Annotated in this window: 17 protein-coding genes; 11 read left to right on the top strand and 6 right to left on the bottom strand. The window is 38.1% G+C overall.

From position 1 onward, the window contains the following. Genes D7029_RS03980 through efeB form a run of 3 tightly spaced genes read left to right on the top strand, consistent with a single transcriptional unit; the run spans nucleotide 1 to nucleotide 3,005 of the window. Nucleotides 1–837 carry an FTR1 family iron permease gene (locus D7029_RS03980; RefSeq protein WP_194951904.1) on the top strand — a complete coding sequence of 279 codons (837 nt, stop codon included), beginning with the start codon at nucleotides 1–3 and terminating at the stop codon, nucleotides 835–837. Then, complete coding sequence (locus tag D7029_RS03975; protein ID WP_194951903.1) at nucleotides 827–1,750, top strand: EfeM/EfeO family lipoprotein; 924 nt, start codon at nucleotides 827–829, stop codon at nucleotides 1,748–1,750. Before D7029_RS03980 ends, D7029_RS03975 begins: the two co-directional genes overlap by 11 nt. Further along, nucleotides 1,740–3,005 (top strand): iron uptake transporter deferrochelatase/peroxidase subunit, encoded by a 1,266-nt coding sequence (gene efeB / locus D7029_RS03970; RefSeq protein WP_194951902.1) that lies wholly within the window; start codon nucleotides 1,740–1,742, stop codon nucleotides 3,003–3,005. The genes D7029_RS03975 and efeB overlap by 11 nt, the downstream gene beginning before the upstream one ends. A gap of 64 nt (nucleotides 3,006–3,069) precedes the next feature. Here efeB and D7029_RS03965 read toward each other — a convergent pair whose 3' ends face one another. Beyond that, nucleotides 3,070–3,759, bottom strand: a complete 690-nt coding sequence (locus tag D7029_RS03965; RefSeq protein ID WP_194951901.1) for an IclR family transcriptional regulator — start codon at nucleotides 3,757–3,759, stop codon at nucleotides 3,070–3,072. Nucleotides 3,760–3,990: 231 nt separating this feature from the next. On the opposite strand from D7029_RS03965, the gene D7029_RS03960 reads away from it, so the two are divergent. The 5 genes from D7029_RS03960 (at nucleotide 3,991) to htpX (ending at nucleotide 9,609) form a co-directional block, all read left to right on the top strand. Continuing rightward, the gene (locus D7029_RS03960; protein ID WP_194951900.1) at nucleotides 3,991–6,327 is read left to right on the top strand and encodes a molybdopterin-containing oxidoreductase family protein; all 2,337 of its coding nucleotides are present in this window, start codon (nucleotides 3,991–3,993) and stop codon (nucleotides 6,325–6,327) included. 2 nt (nucleotides 6,328–6,329) lie between these two features. After that, entirely contained in the window at nucleotides 6,330–6,881 is a 552-nt protein-coding gene (locus D7029_RS03955) for a 4Fe-4S dicluster domain-containing protein (RefSeq protein WP_072070981.1), read from the top strand. Nucleotides 6,882–6,883: 2 nt separating this feature from the next. Then, nucleotides 6,884–7,702 carry a dimethyl sulfoxide reductase anchor subunit family protein gene (locus tag D7029_RS03950; RefSeq protein ID WP_194951899.1) on the top strand — a complete coding sequence of 273 codons (819 nt, stop codon included), beginning with the start codon at nucleotides 6,884–6,886 and terminating at the stop codon, nucleotides 7,700–7,702. A gap of 304 nt (nucleotides 7,703–8,006) precedes the next feature. After that, entirely contained in the window at nucleotides 8,007–8,567 is a 561-nt protein-coding gene (locus D7029_RS03945; RefSeq protein ID WP_194951898.1) for a LemA family protein, read from the top strand. A 76-nt stretch (nucleotides 8,568–8,643) separates the two neighbouring features. After that, nucleotides 8,644–9,609, top strand: coding sequence for a zinc metalloprotease HtpX (htpX, locus tag D7029_RS03940; protein ID WP_194951897.1), 966 nt, complete (start codon nucleotides 8,644–8,646; stop codon nucleotides 9,607–9,609). 100 nt (nucleotides 9,610–9,709) lie between these two features. Here htpX and D7029_RS03935 read toward each other — a convergent pair whose 3' ends face one another. The 4 genes from D7029_RS03935 to D7029_RS03920 all read right to left on the bottom strand — a co-directional run bounded on the left by D7029_RS03935 (nucleotide 9,710) and on the right by D7029_RS03920 (nucleotide 13,101). Then, nucleotides 9,710–9,892: a DUF2526 family protein gene (locus D7029_RS03935; RefSeq protein WP_194951896.1), complete on the bottom strand. Its 183-nt coding sequence runs from the start codon at nucleotides 9,890–9,892 to the stop codon at nucleotides 9,710–9,712. Nucleotides 9,893–9,979: 87 nt separating this feature from the next. Beyond that, the gene (locus tag D7029_RS03930; RefSeq protein ID WP_109393286.1) at nucleotides 9,980–11,212 is read right to left on the bottom strand and encodes an MFS transporter; all 1,233 of its coding nucleotides are present in this window, start codon (nucleotides 11,210–11,212) and stop codon (nucleotides 9,980–9,982) included. Nucleotides 11,213–11,398: 186 nt separating this feature from the next. Beyond that, the gene (locus D7029_RS03925; RefSeq protein ID WP_088493634.1) at nucleotides 11,399–12,169 is read right to left on the bottom strand and encodes an ABC transporter permease; all 771 of its coding nucleotides are present in this window, start codon (nucleotides 12,167–12,169) and stop codon (nucleotides 11,399–11,401) included. Continuing rightward, a complete protein-coding gene (locus tag D7029_RS03920; RefSeq protein ID WP_075674123.1) occupies nucleotides 12,166–13,101 on the bottom strand; it encodes an ABC transporter ATP-binding protein in 936 nt (311 codons plus the stop codon). The genes D7029_RS03925 and D7029_RS03920 overlap by 4 nt, the downstream gene beginning before the upstream one ends. A gap of 784 nt (nucleotides 13,102–13,885) precedes the next feature. Between D7029_RS03920 and can the strand changes: the two genes are divergently transcribed. From can to D7029_RS03905, 3 genes are all read left to right on the top strand, one after another. Then, the gene (can, locus tag D7029_RS03915; RefSeq protein ID WP_036932822.1) at nucleotides 13,886–14,539 is read left to right on the top strand and encodes a carbonate dehydratase; all 654 of its coding nucleotides are present in this window, start codon (nucleotides 13,886–13,888) and stop codon (nucleotides 14,537–14,539) included. Between the two features lie 135 nt (nucleotides 14,540–14,674). Further along, nucleotides 14,675–14,986, top strand: a complete 312-nt coding sequence (locus tag D7029_RS03910) for a type II toxin-antitoxin system HigB family toxin (RefSeq protein ID WP_194951895.1) — start codon at nucleotides 14,675–14,677, stop codon at nucleotides 14,984–14,986. Further along, nucleotides 14,983–15,399: a helix-turn-helix domain-containing protein gene (locus D7029_RS03905; RefSeq protein WP_088493636.1), complete on the top strand. Its 417-nt coding sequence runs from the start codon at nucleotides 14,983–14,985 to the stop codon at nucleotides 15,397–15,399. Before D7029_RS03910 ends, D7029_RS03905 begins: the two co-directional genes overlap by 4 nt. Before the next feature lie 58 nt (nucleotides 15,400–15,457). Here the strand turns inward: D7029_RS03905 and hpt are convergent, their stop codons facing one another. Beyond that, a complete protein-coding gene (gene hpt, locus D7029_RS03900; protein WP_036932823.1) occupies nucleotides 15,458–16,000 on the bottom strand; it encodes a hypoxanthine phosphoribosyltransferase in 543 nt (180 codons plus the stop codon). Nucleotides 16,001–16,090 lie beyond the last annotated feature (90 nt).

Genomic DNA, 16,090 nt, shown 5'->3' with positions numbered 1-16,090 from the left:
ATGGGACAAGTTCTGTTTGTTGTTTGGCGAGAAAGTTTTGAAGCACTATTAGTGGTAGGCATTATTTATGCGTGGATAAAACGTTCACCAACACCACAACAAGGTATGAAATACTTGTGGGGTGGCGTGATATTTGGGCTATTTCTTGCCGTTATTCTAGCCCTGAGTATTTATGGTGTATTTAGCTCGCTAGAAGATATGTGGCAATCTCTATTTATGATCACAATGGAAATCCTCGCCTGTGTGCTTATTGTGCAGATGGTCTATTGGATGAATGGGCAAGGAAAATCATTAAAAGCAAATATAGAAAATGAACTCACCCAAAAAACACAACAACAAAGTGCATGGGGTATTTTACTAATTATTGCCATTGCGATTGCCAGAGAAGGCAGTGAAGTGGTGGTATTCCTCTCTAGCCATATCATGGCTCTCAATACACAAACAGCACTGCCTTTCTTTATTGAAGTCTTTATTGGCTTACTGGTTGCGGCATTCACACTATGGCTATTTTTGCTGACTTCAAAAGTTATTTCATGGCGCTATTTCTTTACCGTAACAGGTTTTTTATTACTATTCCTTGCTGTTTCTCTGTTATTAAAAGCCGTAGAAGAAATTGCAAATCTACTGATTGAAATGGATTTTGAATTACCTGATTTCTTTATTTACCCACTTTGGGATATTAGCCATATTCTTGATGATTCCAGTATCTTTGGTAATTTTCTAGTTTCATTTTTCGCTTATCGTTCTCAACCTATTGGCTTAAGCGTGGTGACATTTATTGTCTATTGGGTGATTGTTGCACTGTTATTTAAGCGAGGTTCACGCCATGCTAAATAATGCAAAATCAAAAAGTAAAAAGATCACCACTTTTCTAGTTATCTTGTTATTTTCTTTTCCTGTTTATGCCGAAAAAATTATTCAGGGCATTATTCAAGATAGTGAAAACATCGTTATTGCCAAAGGGGATATCCCTACTCCCAAAAAATTCGAAACTGATATTTTAAATTATCGAGAAAAAGCGGTTGAACAATTAACGCTAGTTGAAAAATCGCTCGATAAATTAATCGAGAATAGTGAAAAAAATCAGCTTATTAATGCGCAAAATGCTTATCAACAAGCGCATTATCATTATGAGGTTATTCGCCCTATTATCGCCCTTTTTGGGTCAAGTGAACGTTTATTAAATAATCGGGCTGATTTCTTTCTTGAAAGAGAAAACTCACCTCGTTTTTCAGGATTTCATTTAGTTGAATATCAACTGTTTAAATTAAAAGATCTTCAAAAAGCCACAGAGTCGGCAAAAGCCCTTTTAAGAGACATTAGTGACTTAAAAAAACGTGTTGCGATTGAAGATATCCCTATTCCTAAATTGGTTCAATCTGCGGGTGATAGCCTAGAGTTTATTTTGACTGACAAACTCGCTGGTATTGAAAATCAATATTCAAACAGCGATCTGGGTGATAGTTATGCCAATTTATCTGGATCACGCCTAATCGTAGAGATCTTATCGAACCACATTCCAACGGCTGAATATCAATCTCTTATCAAACAATATGACGATATTGGTGCTCTACTTTTAAAATATCAGCGTAATGAAGGTTTATTCCAGCCTTTAACGGCGCTTCCTGAAACAGAAAAAAGTTGGCTTTTTTCTCAAGTGACACAATTAGCAGAGCAAGTAGCGAACTTACGTAGCACGCTCAATATTGATGTCTACTATCACTATAAAGAAGCAAGTGATGAAAAATAAAACTCTCTTTAAATCGCTATCAAAAAATCCTGTTAACCTCAATAAGCGTACAACGTTAAAGTGGCTAGGAGGAAGCTTATTACTCGCCAGTATGGGAGCTAAAGCAATAGAAAAACAAGAAACTTCATCAACTCCGCGTTATCAACGCGCTATTGCTTATTTAGGTCAACATCAAGCGGGCGTTATTACGCCAGAACAAAAACATGCCTCATTTATTGCACTTAATCTGACAGTAACAAGCGCCGAGGATGTAAAAAGAATATTCACAATACTGACACAACGAATTGCATTTTTAACTCAACCCAGAGAACTTCAACAAAGAGCTAATCCACACCTTCCTCCTGCTGAATCGGGTATTTTAGGAACACAATTACACCCCGATGAATTAACCGTCACCGTCGCTTTAGGCGATAGTTTTTTTGATAGTCGTTTTGGTTTTCATGCTAAAAAACCTAAGCGCTTAGAGCCAATGAAACCCTTTCCTAATGACCGACTCGATCCTAAATGGTGTGGTGGTGATGTATTACTGCAACTGTGTGCAAATAGCCAAGAAAGCGTGATTTATGCATTAAGAGATATTCTAAAACACCTGTCTGGTAAGGTTTATGCTGTATGGAAAATTGACGGTTTTCTTCCTGCTCGTGACATCGATAATCGACAGACACCAATTAATCTTTTTGGCTTTAAAGATGGCTCAGGTAACGCGCCTTCCTCTGATAATAGTTTGATGGACTCTCTTGTTTGGATCACTGAGAAACAAAAAGAGCCGCAGTGGTGTTTAGGTGGAAGTTATCAAGCGGTTCGCCTTATTCGTTTTGCTTTGGAATTTTGGGATAGAACGCCTCTAGAAGATCAAGAAAATAACTTTGGTCGTCATCGCTCAACAGGTGCGCCAATAGGTATGAAGCAAGAGATGGACGATCCTCAATTTGAAAAAGATCCTCACGGTGACAGAGTGCTATTTGATTCTCATATGCGACGAGCCGAACCAAGAAATCCAGAGCGTTACAGTGCAAAACTACGCCGACGTAGTTATAGCTACTCGTTAGGATTAACACCTTCAGGTCAACTAGATATGGGGCTGATTTTTATTTCGTTTCAAAATAACCTTAAAAAGGGCTTTATTGATACGCAAAAACGTTTAGACGGTGAACCTTTAGAGCGTTATATCAAACCTTTTGGTGGTGGATATTACTTCGTGTTACCCGGTATATCTCAAGAGGGTGATATTCTGGCAAAAGGGCTATTTGATTAATCAACGCACGATTTTAGGCACTTTGCTTTTTCTGCAAAAGTGCCTAAATAACGCCTTTAGCAAATTAGCGGGAGAAATGTGCCATTTTTGCTTTTAATGCATTGCCCAGTTCCATTTGCCTTTCTGGTTCAATAAATCCCATCGTCAATACTGCCGCCACCATTTCCCCTTTTTTATTAAGTACAGGGCATGAAATAGATTGTGCGCCCGGGATACCTTCTGCTGGTTCATGACGAATAGCAAAACCTTGTTGGCGAATTGTGTTTTGCTGCTTTTGTGATAAATCAGCTTCAATCTTTAAATCACTAAAGGTGGCAAAAACAGCCCCTGCGGCACTGACTTTATGAGGAACAGGAGTATCAGGTAAAAAATCGATATCAACATGTTTGAAGCTACGGTTATAGCGTGTTAAAAACAGCTGATTACCATGAGAAATTACCAATCCCGTAGACATATTATGTTCGTCTCTAAACTCACATAATAACTGATTAATCTCATCCACAAAGGATTGTGGCTTTGGCGTCGCCTGTGCTAAAAAAAGAATTTTACTGCCCAAACAATACTGGCTTCCTTCACTCTCTTGGTACAGCATTTCAGAGCGACAAAGTGAAACTAAATACTTATGTAAGCGACTTTTTGAAAGCGAACAGGCTTTTGCAATATCTGACGATCGGGCAATACCTCCATTCGAAGCAATAAATTCAAGAATGGTAATAGCGATATCAACCGAGTTAACTCCTTGAGAATTCTGCATTTATTTTTCCCACACCTATTCGTTATTTACTTTGTTTTATGACGATATCCCATTATTCTTTTTTTGTCATTTTTACTAGTTTATTTCACTGAAACCTTATTTTAAATAGGGCTTTTTAATCATTTTCTATCGATTATTTTCTTTGTCTATTTTTAGATGATCTAACTCAAGGTTAACCATATATGAATTGAGTTTATATATAGTTAACTTTTCTTGTGCGTGAGAATGTCTATGTCTAAAAATCAAAAATGGGAATTAAATAGAAGAACGTTGTTAAAAGGAATGGGCGCCATTGGCGTGGCAGCTCTTTCTCCTAACGCGTTCAGTCTAGTTAATGAAAATAAACCCATATTTAACCAGAAACCACGGATCAAATTATCCGAGTATAAAACCTTTCGTTCAACCTGTGCGATGGAATGTTTGCACTGTAACCTAACAGCTTTTACACATAAGGGGAAACTTATCAAAGTTGAAGCCTCTGAAGGCTTTAATGTGAAATGCTGTTTGCGTGGAATGAGCCGAACTAAGTGGGTATACCATAAAGATCGCCTCACCACACCTTTATTACGTGTTGGCGAAAAAGGGAAAGCAGAATTCAAACCGATCAGTTGGGATGAAGCGCTTGATCTTATCGAAAAAAATATCAGAGAAACCATTGATAAGTTTGGCAATGAGGGGCTATTTATCTCTACTCATGCGGGCAATATGGACTCAATTAAAAATGATATGGGTAAGGCATTTTTCGATTATTTGGGAGGCTCAACAAAGCAAGCGGGCTCTTTATGCTGCTCTGCAGTAACGGCAGCGATGATCCCCATGGTCGGTCTGCGCTATGCAGACACCCGAGATACCGTAAAAGATAGTCGCTATATTCTTTGTTGGGGCAATAACCCTGCTGTCACCATGCAAGCGTATTTTAAAAACTACAACCAAGCTCGTCGAAATGGCGCCAGAATGGTAGTTATTGATCCTCGCTTTAATGAAACTGCGGCTAAAGCCGATGAATGGATCCCGATTGTACCCGGTACCGATACCGCCCTCGCATTAGGTATGATCAAAATTATCATTGAAGAAAATCTCACTGATAAGCCTTTTTTACGTGCGCATACGGGTGCTGTTTATCTTGTTAACGCCCAGCAAAAACTATTACGCCAATCTGATGATGACCAAGATAGCTATCTGGTTTTTGATACCTTAAGCCAGCAACTTGTTCACCATGAAACACCCAATATTGTTCCTGCATTAACTCATGATGAACTACCCGCTAATGCTGATTACGTGACTGTCTTTGAGCAAATTTATCAACAAGCACAGCCTTGGACTATCGAAAAAACGAGCCAAGAAACGGATATTCCGAAAGAAACCATTATTCGTTTAGCTCGCGATTATGCCACCACCAAACCGGCAATGATTGTGCAAAATATGTCAGGTGCTCAACGAACAGAGTTCGGTGCTTATGTTGCTGCAAGCCAGTTTTATCTCGCTTTATTAACTGGCAATATCGGTAAAAAAGGTGCTGGAATTTGTGATGCGGGCGGTGCTCGTCAGATGGCGAAATTTAGCCCAATTATTCCACCAGCACCGAATGCAAAACCCATCAAGCCTATCCCTGTTGCAAAAGTGGGTGATTGGATTGTCAATGAAAGACCACATCCAATTAACTTTTGGTGGATCATGACAATGGGTGTGATGACGCAGCTTCCTAATACCAATATGGTGCGTAATGCACTGAAAAAAGTCCCTTTTGTTGTTGTCGCTGATAACTTGATGTCATCCACGGCTCTTTATGCTGATCTCGTACTTCCTGTTACCACTATTTTTGAAGATACCAGCTTAATGGCAGGAGTTCGTAGCCAATATGTGCAATTAATGGAAAAAGCCGTTGAGCCACCGGGAGAAGCAAAACCTGATTACTGGATCTTTGCTCGTCTTGCTGAGCGCTTTGGCTTTGGTGAAGTCTTTAATCAACCTATTGAGCATTACATTGATGCTTGCCTTAAAGGTTCTGGTATTACGCGTGAAATGCTGGAAAAAGGCCCAGTGCGTCCAGTTGAAGGTGATTGGATCCCATTTAAAGATGGTGTTTTCCGTACCTCAACGAAAAAAGCGCACTTCTTTATTGAAGAGTGGCAGGGTAAAAACTTCTCCCCTGTTGTCACCTATTACCCAGTAAAAGAGTCCACAAAAGGCTCTCCTGAACTTGCCAAAAAGTATCCTCTAATGGCAGTGCAACGCAAACTCGCCCGTAGTGTTCACTCCAGTCATGGTATGAATGAGTGGATCTTAGAAGTACAGCGTAATCAACCTAATATTCTTATCCATCCTAATGATGCCTTAGCTCGCGGTATTAAAGATGGTGAATGGGCTATCGCATTTAATGATCGAGGTGAACACCGTGCTATTGCCGTTGTGACCACTCATATTAAGCAAGGCGTTGTCTCATTGGATAATGGATGGTGGGAACAACAAGGCGGAAGTAGTAGCCATGTCACCAATGATCACGTAGAGCCTTTGGGTAATGGTCATTGCTGTAATAGCACCTTAGTTAACGTAAGACGGGAGGCATGATCATGGCGAAGAAACAGTATGGTTTTCTGATAAATACCAAAGATTGCTACGGTTGCCGTACCTGCTCTATGGCATGTAAATCTGAAAACGTAACACCTCCCGGCGTGCTATGGCGTCGTGTTCGTGAATTCAACGAAGATCAACCTAATGCACAAGCTTTTATTACTATGTCTTGTAACCATTGTGATGATCCACAGTGCCTAAAAGTCTGCCCTGCTGATACTTACACCAAACGAGAGGATGGTATTGTCGTGCAAGATCATGACAAATGTATTGGTTGCCAGATGTGTATTATGGCATGTCCTTACAATGCGCCTGTTTATGATCCGGTTGAAGGCAAAACCAGCAAATGCAATATGTGTGCAGATAGACTGGATGAAGGCTTGAAACCACGTTGCGTTGAATCTTGCCCTACGGGTGCCATTGAATTTGGCGAAATTGAAGATTTACGTAAAAAACATACGACAAACTGGGCTTTATTAGAAAAACGCTATGGCGTTCCTGATCACACCATCAGTAACCCTAATATTGTCATTATTGGTATGGAGGATTAATCATGCATGATTATCAACTGCCGTTAGTCCTGTTTACGGTAATGAGTCAATGGGGCATTGGTGCGGTATTAGCGCTTTCACTGTATCAATGGCAAAACCAGACTCAAAACGTTGCAATGCTAAGTACCAAAACATTACGAACAACCATTGCGCTGATTTGGCTGATTGAAGTTGTTGGCTCATCAATGTCAATGGGACACTTAGGTGATCCGCTTGGTGCATATCGTTCTGTTTTAGGTATTGCCCACTCTTGGTTAAGCCGTGAAGCAATTGCCTTCGTTATGCTTAATGGATTGATTTCATTATGGGCATTAGCAAGCTGGGTACAACCGAATGCTATTCGCCGTAATAGTTTGATTGGATTGTTTTGTGGTGTAATTGGTTTACCTATTATCTTGGTTACAGCGCAAATCTATTACCAAATGCAAGCACACCCGTTATGGCATACACCAGCAACACAAATTAGCTTTATTGGTACAGCGTTACTACTTGGTTTTGGCTCGATGATCCCTTGGTTACGTTTACAAGGTAAAACAATTAGCAATTCATTAAAAATAGGAACATTTATCGGCGCATTATTAGTACTTGTGGGATTAGTTATGAGAGCACAAGTACCCGGTGCTGATATCGCAAGCCTATTATTATGGTGGCAAGTCATTGCTAGTTTGATTGTGGGTATTTGTATTATTACGTTGTCTCACAGTGCTTCATTTACCAAAACATCGCTCTCTGTTATCGCTATTTTGATGCTTTTTAGCGGTGAAATCACAGGAAGAATGCTGTTTTATGGCAATGTCATGGCGCAAGCACCTTGGTTCTAAATTTGTTATTTCTCTAGGTTAAATGGCTGGGTTAAATAGCTTAGCTTGTTTGCTTATTTAACCTAGTTTTCATCCCCGATGTTTCACTTGATAATTTTATTTACCTTAACATTACCTTTAATTTTGCCCCGAATTTATTCGGGGTATTTTTTTATCTCACCCAATATTATTGATTTTGCTTTATCTGCACTCTTTTTATCTTTGATGAAATAATCATCTAGCTATCTTTATCAATAATAGGCAAAATTAACCTTAATGATTTAGCACAATTCCCTGTTTACTATTAGAAAAGAGAGCGCTTCGCATGACTGGATTAATTATTACCATCGCGTTATTGGGTCTTATTTTTTATTATTACAACCGTATTATCTCTATGCGTGAAGCTGTTATCTCAAGTGAAACTGAAATTTCAGTACAATTAGATCGTCGTGGAAAAGTGTTTGACAGCTTATTGGCCACCGTAAAAAAATACCTCAGCCATGAGTCTGAAGTCTTTACTAAAATCACTGAATTAAGAACACAATCCCAAAGCGCAAATACCAAAGAAGCCAAATCGGCTGAAGATGAGTTATCAAAAATTGTCTCAAGTGGTGCTATTAATGTTGCGGTTGAAAATTATCCTGAATTAAAATCCGACACCATCATGGCAAATTTACAAGAAGAGATTGTTTCGACAGAAAATAAACTCTCTTTTGCAAAACGTGGCTACAACCGTACTTTAGAACAATATCGCGCTTTCATCGCTTCTATCCCTGCGGTATTTATCGTCAAGATTTTCCCAAGCCTTGTTATTGATAAAGAGTACTGGCGTCTTGATGAAGGAACCATTAAAGCGGAAGAAGCGCGTCGCATTAATTTCGATTAATTTTATAGTAATAAGAGATAATTATTACTTCTAGATTGATAAAAACAGCACTTAACGGTGCTGTTTGGAGTCACTAATGGATTTCAGAAATGTTCTACGAAAAAATGCTATTCGAACTCGTTTTGTTATAGCAACATATTTACTCTTAATGCTTATGATCGGTTTGCTGGTGGATACGGCTATTGGGGCAAATCCCTATTTAGATCTTACTGATAATATGTGGGCATTTCTGACGTTTCAATCTCTTCCCATTGCTTCACTCATTATTTTAGCTATCTCGATTTTATTGCTTCTCTTTATTCATTTTAAAGGGCATAAAATCATGCTTACAGGGATGAACGCGCGATTAATTAGCCCTGATGACACCTTAAATGCACAAGAGCGCCAATTACTCAATATTGTTGAAGAGCTTAGTTTAAGTGCAACTCTGGGCTACATTCCTAAACTCTATCTTCTTGATACACCTGAAGCTAATGCTTTTGCCGCCGGTTGGTCTGAGAAAAATGCCTTTATTGGTGTAACAACGGGTTTATTAAGTCGTCTTAATCGCCAAGAAGTACAGGCTGTATTAGCTCACGAAACAGGGCATATTATTCATGGTGATTCACGACTGACGTTATATGTTGGCATATTAGCCAACGTTATTTTAACAGTAACAAATATCTTTGGCAGTCGCTTATATATTGCCTCTGGTAATCGAGGTGGTAAAAGTAATGATGCTGCAAGCAAAGCTCGATTGATTTTAATTATTCTAAACTTTGTTTTGCCGATCATTACACAAGTACTCTATTTCTATTTATCCCGAACTCGCGAATATATGGCAGACGCTGCGGCGGTTGATTTAACCCAAGATAATCAAGCGATGATTAATGCATTAAAGAAAATTTCAGCACAGCATGACACTGAAAATTTTGAAGATGGCTCAACGGGACGAGCTTATCGAAAAGCCGCTTTTATTTTTAATAAAGGTGATTCGTTTTTCTCAACGCACCCTTCCATTGAAAATAGGATCGCAGTGCTAGAAGGTCGAAAGACGTTTTAATTCGTATAGTACAATGCAGCCAAAAGAAAAAAGCGTTTGCCCCTGTTTATCAATATGGTTCAAACGCTTTTTTAATTCTTATTTCTTAGCAACAATCCGATTAACGGTGTTTTTCACCGTGATGAAAAATAGCGGTACGCAAACGCTCTTGTTGCTCATAACGTAGTGGAAATTCAATTGTTTTATCTTTACCTAATTCCACTAAAAGTTCATTCATGGTTTGAATACTGGTTGTCGCGATAGCATCATCAACCTGTTTCACCATTTCATCGTAATGAGACATTGTGATCTCCTTTTTCTCATAAAAATCTTAACCGCTATCATATTACAAGAAAGAGAAATTCTATATTTTTAGTCTCACAAAGCATGATTAAATTGAGTTAAGTGGCTTATTTTTTGTCTCTTGCCCCAATAACATCACCGCTAATATTCCAATCACAATTGAAAAACTAAAAATCAGAAATATTGAGCTTATTTCAAATTGATATTGAACCAAATATCCCACCATTAAAGGCCCTAATATTCCGCCAATACGCCCTATTGCCGTTGCAGTTCCGGCACCTGTTGTCCGAATTCCATCTGGGTATTGTTCTGGCGTATAAGCGTATAAAGCCCCCCAAGCCCCCAAATTAAAGAACGATAACAACATACCGAAAATAAGCAGTGTCGTAGTTGAATCGGCAACACTGAAGTAATAAGCACTAATGGCGGTTCCGGCTAAATAGGTCACTAAAACAAACTTTCGCCCATAACGCTCAATTAACCACGCCGCCGTAAAATAGCCGGGTAACTGCGCTAATGTCATAATAAGCACATATTGAAAGCTCTTAATTAGGCTAAAGCCTTTTAACATGGCAACACTAGGTAACCACAAGAAAATACCGTAATAAGAGAAAACGACACAAAACCATAAGATCCACAACATGAGTGTTGAACGACGATATTGCGGTGACCAAATTAATGCCATCGATTGGCGAATCGATAAACGTGTTTTTTTCTGTGAAATATGCGATGAGGTAGGTTCAGGTAATTTTGAACGTAAATAGAGAGCATATACTGCGGGTAATGCACTTAATAGCATCGCCATACGCCAGCCATAATCAGGAATAATAAAATAAGCAATCAACGCAGCAATTAACCAACCGACAGCCCAAAAACTCTCTAATAAAACAACAATTCTGCCTCGTTCATGGGTTTCAACACTTTCACTAACAAGCGTTGAGGCAACGGGTAATTCGCCACCTAATCCCATTCCAATAAAGAAACGTAAAACAAGTACCACCATCAAAGAGCTTGCTAATGCCGTTAATCCACAACCTAAGCTAAACAGTAACAAAGTAAAGATAAAGACGGGTTTACGCCCTTTTCTATCAGCCATAATGCCAAACACAAAAGCGCCAACAGCCATTCCAATTGAGTTTACACTACCAATCCAACCCAATTGTGATGCCGTTAGTCCCCAATCTTCTTTTAATGCTGTGAGTAAGAATGCAAGTAATCCCACATCCATTGCATCAAAAGTCCATCCCATACCTGCAATACATAAAAGCTTATTACGAGAGATTGCCTCAGGTGCTTTACCTGTTTGGCTTGCCGTTGTCATTACATTTCCTTTTTATCTCCTGCTAAAGTGTTTAGTATACTAAACAAGAAAATTCTCTTTGTTAATAGCAAAGTCATCATTTAAAGAAAAATTAACATTTATGCTGAAAAAATAGCTAAAAAAAATCGGTATCTCTAAATAAGATACCGATTTCAACTTTTATAACTTTCTATTTTGCTTTTTTGATTAGCTTCTTAAACCACGGCCTTTTTCGATTAAATACCATGCAATAACGTAAAACACAGCAATGAAAAGACACAAAACACTAATCGTTACGGTTAAAGAGACATCTGTAATGCCCAGAAAACCGTAGCGGAAACCACTAATCATATAAACAATTGGGTTAAGCTTGGATACACCTTGCCAAAACTCAGGTAGTAGTGAAAGTGAATAGAACACACCACCTAAATAGGTTAATGGTGTTAAAACAAAGGTTGGGATAATACTAATATCATCAAAGGTTTTCGCAAAAATTGCATTTAATAATCCGGCGAGAGAAAACACAATTGAGGTCATCAGTAATGTCACCACCACCATTGTCCAAGAATGTATTTCTAGCGGTACAAAAAAGAGTGAAACTAAGGTCACTAAAATACCAACACAAATACCTCGGGCCATACCACCACCAACAAAACCGGCAATAACAACATGCGTTGGCACTGGTGAAACTAATAATTCTTCAATACTACGTTGAAATTTCGCACCAAAGAAAGAAGAAGAAACATTTGCATAAGAGTTTGTTATTACTGCCATCATAATCAAGCCAGGAACAATAAACTGCATATAATCCACACCGCCCATATCGCCAATTCGTTTACCAATCAGGTTTCCGAAAATAACGAAATAGAGAGACATGGTTATTACTGGTGGAATTAATGTCTGTACCCAAATACGACCAAAACGGGTGACTTCTTTAATCCAAATTGTTTTGAGGGCTACCCAATACAGCTGAATCATTCCCTCTCTCCTTCTACTGTATGCTCTTCATTCACTAAGTGAACAAATAATTCTTCAAGGCGGTTGGCTTTATTTCTCATACTTAACACTTGAATACCTTGTGCATTAAGTTGAGCAAAAACACTATTTAGTCCTTGCTCTCTTTTAACATCAACTTCTAATGTAGATGTATCGACCAAGCGATATTGATAATTTTGTAATTCAGGTAGTGGGCTCTTCGGTGCTAAATCTAAAATAAAGGTTTCAGACTCTAATTTACTTAATAGCCCCTTCATACTGGTATTCTCAACCAATTCACCACGTTGAATAATACCAATATTCCGACACAGCATTTCTGCTTCTTCCAAATAGTGTGTGGTTAGAATAATAGTCGTGCCTTCAGCATTTAATTGTTTTAAAAACGTCCACATTGAGCGACGTAATTCAATATCAACACCTGCGGTAGGCTCATCAAGAATAAGTAATTTAGGTTGGTGCATTAATGCACGCGCAATCATTAAACGGCGCTTCATTCCCCCAGATAAAAAACGCGCTCTATCTTCGCGCTTTTCCCATAAATCTAACTGGGTTAAATAAATTTCGGCACGCTCTAATGCCAATTTACGAGGTACCCCATAATAACCGGCTTGATTGAGTACAATTTGTAATACGGTTTCAAAAGGGTTGAAATTGAATTCTTGTGGCACTAATCCTAATTGACGTTTTGCATTGACCATATCGGTATCAGTGTCATAACCAAATACTTTGACTTTACCGCTACTCTTATTAACTAAAGAGCTAATAATACCAATTGTGGTCGATTTGCCTGCGCCATTAGGGCCTAATAAAGCATAAAAATCGCCAGCCTCAACGGTGAGATCAATTCCTTTTAGCGCTTTTACGCCATTGTGATAAGTTTTCGTTAACTCCGTTAACTCCAATGCATACGTCATATGTGGGAATTACCTTTTATCAACTGCATTATTCAGCATTAACTGAGCTGAAATCAGAAAATAAGCTTAGTTCAAAGAATAAAATGGAATAAGTTATTCTAGAGAATATTCGGTGGCAAATAAACCGTTTTAGGGCTTATGACACAAACGAATAAATAAATATTTTTTAACTATTACAATAATAAAGAATAAGAGATGGAGAGAAAGAAAATTAGCCATCAAGGCTCAAGGTTCTTTTATTTCTTACGAATATTCTGATGTTTTAATAAATTTATCCCTTGATGCAATCATTTAGCCTAATTGATACCAATAAAATTATTGCCTTTGTTTCTCAAGTTTACTGATGAATATTATCCCTCCATTTATCACCCCAATCAATGATGCTCTTTATTTTTATCCTTTTTACTTCCAGAGTAAAAATAAAACCAATAATCACAATCATTAGTTTTATTTACGTAATATTTGCAAGTATCTATTTTTGAATAATACAACGGCAGGTTTAACAAACAGTTATCTTTTTATACATTTGATTTACATCAAGGAATGTATTGATAAATTCATTAAACAAATGCTATAAAAAGATCTATCTTATTTGAAAGCGAAAAATTACAAGCAATTATCTGTCACTTGGCTTTAAAAAGCCCTCTGATTAATTCAAAAGTAATGGTATAAAAATACCCTTTCTTAATGGATCTCTCGCATCCAACAATAACACAAGAGCTATTTCGTGTTGGCGTACTGTCAGCGCAAATGGTGGGAAACCGAATTTACAGGCAGTCACGTCATGATGAGAAAAATTGAAGAGCTGTTAGCCAATAACAAGCAATGGTCAGAATCTGTTACTGAAGAAAATCCTCAGTTTTTTAAAGATCTCTGTAAAGGTCAAAAACCTCATTTTTTATGGATTGGTTGCTCTGACAGCCGCGTTCCAGCAGAAAAATTAATCAACGCAGCACCGGGTGACTTATTTGTTCACCGTAATGTGGCAAACTTAGTCATTCATACTGACTTAAATTGCCTTTCTGTGATCCAATATGCGGTTGATGTATTACAAGTTGAACACATTATTGTCTGTGGTCACTATGGTTGTGGTGGTATTGAAGCCGCTATTGAAGGCACAGAATTAGGACTTATCAATAACTGGTTACTGCATATCCGCGATATCTGGTACAAACACAGTTCTATGTTAGGCGAACTTGCACCACAAGATAGATTAAACCTGCTTTGTGAGCTAAACGTTATTGAGCAAGTGTATAACCTTGGTCACTCGACAATTATGCAAGCCGCGTGGAAACGTGGACAAAAAGTGATGATCCACGGTTGGGTTTACGGTTTAAATAATGGTGAACTACACGATCTTGATGTCACTTCTGATAGCCGTGAGAAACTTGAACTTTCTTATCGTCAAGCAATGGCGAAATTGAGTCATCCACGTTAATAAGATACTTTCGATTAAATAACAAAAACCCGCCTTAAGCGGGTTTTTTTATAGTTTTAAAATATATAGTTGCCTATTTGGCAACAACGAAGAAAGATGCTAGTCTGTTGACAAATAGGAAACAAGGGGCAGGGAATGCACGTAATATCACGAGAGCCTTTTGATTTAGCATCTATACGTTTCCCCAATTGTGCTCAAGCACTTACCGATGCTTATAGAACGCTAAAACAGAATACTTATCAAACACCTGAAGCATTAAAAAAAGTCTTCCCAAGTTTAGATAGGATGAAGTATAGAGAAAAATGGTGGGTTATCGATATTGGTGGAAATACGCTAAGGATCCTATTTTTTGCGGATTTTGAACGCGACAAAATATTTGTGAAACATATTTCTACTCATGCTGAATACGATAAACTCATTGATTACTATCGGAGAACAAAAGAATGATGATTGTTGATGCAATTAAGGCTGCTAATAGCCTAGTCAATATAGTTCCTATTCTTGGTCGTAACCAATCTCGTAAAGACTATGAAGAGGGTGTCAAATTAGTTGAATACTTAGTAGAACACGACCCAGATAATCCTTTAATTGATATGCTTTGTCATAAAATTGACGAATATGAAAATAGCGCACCTGAATTTGGAGCTTTCAATGCAAGACTCAATCAATGTGATGATGCAATTGCAGTTTTGCGCACATTGATGGATCAATATCAGCTAAATACGACTGATTTTAAAGAAGAATTAGGCTCACGCTCTTATGTAAGTCGTATTCTCAATGGTGAACGTAATCTCACACTAGAGCATATTAAAAAACTGGCAGCTAGATTCAATGTACCTGTGTCTATTTTTATTAAGTAATGCCGATAAAAAAACCCGCCTAAAGCGGGTTTTTTAACTTCTATTTTAAGTAAATAAATTACTCATCTAATAATGTTACGTGCCCAATATAAGGCAGGTGGCGATAACGCTGTGCGTAATCAATGCCGTAACCAATAACAAATTTATCTTCGATGGAATAACCAATCCATTCAACAGGAACATCCACTTCACGGCGAGAAGGTTTATCCAATAAAGTACAGATAGAAATAGAAGCAGGCTCACGTAAGCTTAAAATCTCTTTAACACGATTTAAGGTGTTACCTGAGTCGATAATATCTTCAACAATCAGAACATCTTTACCACGAATATCTTCATCGAGATCTTTAATGATTTTAACGTCACGTGTTGACGTCATACCATTACCGTAACTTGATACAGTCATAAAATCGACTTCATGGTTCACATCAATTTCACGACATAAATCTGCCATAAAAATAAAAGAACCCTTTAACAAGCCGATTAAGACAAGATCATGTTGACCTTGACGTGGGCGGTAATGTTCTGTGATTTCACGACCTAGCTCAGCAATACGCTGTTTGATCTCTTCTTCAGAGATCATGACATCAACAATATGTTTCATGATTAATTTCGATTGGGTTAACGGGGAAAGCAAACGATTGTACCAGAACTTCCTTCATCATGCGATGATCTGATTTAATGAAAATAAAGG

The organism is Proteus vulgaris (genome assembly GCF_016647575.1).
GTDB lineage: Bacteria > Pseudomonadota > Gammaproteobacteria > Enterobacterales > Enterobacteriaceae > Proteus > Proteus mirabilis_B.
Note: the sequence above shows the minus strand (reverse complement) of the source record. Positions and strands in the feature narration are given on the sequence as shown.

Excerpts from the sequence above, each read along its gene's own strand:
- D7029_RS03980 (WP_194951904.1), top strand. The coding sequence starts at position 1 with ATGGGACAAGTTCTGTTTGTTGTTTGGCGAGAAAGTTTTGAAGCACTA.
- D7029_RS03975 (WP_194951903.1), top strand. The coding sequence starts at position 827 with ATGCTAAATAATGCAAAATCAAAAAGTAAAAAGATCACCACTTTTCTA.
- efeB (WP_194951902.1), top strand. The coding sequence starts at position 1,740 with ATGAAAAATAAAACTCTCTTTAAATCGCTATCAAAAAATCCTGTTAAC.
- D7029_RS03965 (WP_194951901.1), bottom strand. The coding sequence starts at position 3,759 with ATGCAGAATTCTCAAGGAGTTAACTCGGTTGATATCGCTATTACCATT.
- D7029_RS03960 (WP_194951900.1), top strand. The coding sequence starts at position 3,991 with ATGTCTAAAAATCAAAAATGGGAATTAAATAGAAGAACGTTGTTAAAA.
- D7029_RS03955 (WP_072070981.1), top strand. The coding sequence starts at position 6,330 with ATGGCGAAGAAACAGTATGGTTTTCTGATAAATACCAAAGATTGCTAC.
- D7029_RS03950 (WP_194951899.1), top strand. The coding sequence starts at position 6,884 with ATGCATGATTATCAACTGCCGTTAGTCCTGTTTACGGTAATGAGTCAA.
- D7029_RS03945 (WP_194951898.1), top strand. The coding sequence starts at position 8,007 with ATGACTGGATTAATTATTACCATCGCGTTATTGGGTCTTATTTTTTAT.
- htpX (WP_194951897.1), top strand. The coding sequence starts at position 8,644 with ATGGATTTCAGAAATGTTCTACGAAAAAATGCTATTCGAACTCGTTTT.
- D7029_RS03935 (WP_194951896.1), bottom strand. The coding sequence starts at position 9,892 with ATGTCTCATTACGATGAAATGGTGAAACAGGTTGATGATGCTATCGCG.
- D7029_RS03930 (WP_109393286.1), bottom strand. The coding sequence starts at position 11,212 with ATGACAACGGCAAGCCAAACAGGTAAAGCACCTGAGGCAATCTCTCGT.
- D7029_RS03925 (WP_088493634.1), bottom strand. The coding sequence starts at position 12,169 with ATGATTCAGCTGTATTGGGTAGCCCTCAAAACAATTTGGATTAAAGAA.
- D7029_RS03920 (WP_075674123.1), bottom strand. The coding sequence starts at position 13,101 with ATGACGTATGCATTGGAGTTAACGGAGTTAACGAAAACTTATCACAAT.
- can (WP_036932822.1), top strand. The coding sequence starts at position 13,886 with ATGATGAGAAAAATTGAAGAGCTGTTAGCCAATAACAAGCAATGGTCA.
- D7029_RS03910 (WP_194951895.1), top strand. The coding sequence starts at position 14,675 with ATGCACGTAATATCACGAGAGCCTTTTGATTTAGCATCTATACGTTTC.
- D7029_RS03905 (WP_088493636.1), top strand. The coding sequence starts at position 14,983 with ATGATGATTGTTGATGCAATTAAGGCTGCTAATAGCCTAGTCAATATA.
- hpt (WP_036932823.1), bottom strand. The coding sequence starts at position 16,000 with ATGAAACATATTGTTGATGTCATGATCTCTGAAGAAGAGATCAAACAG.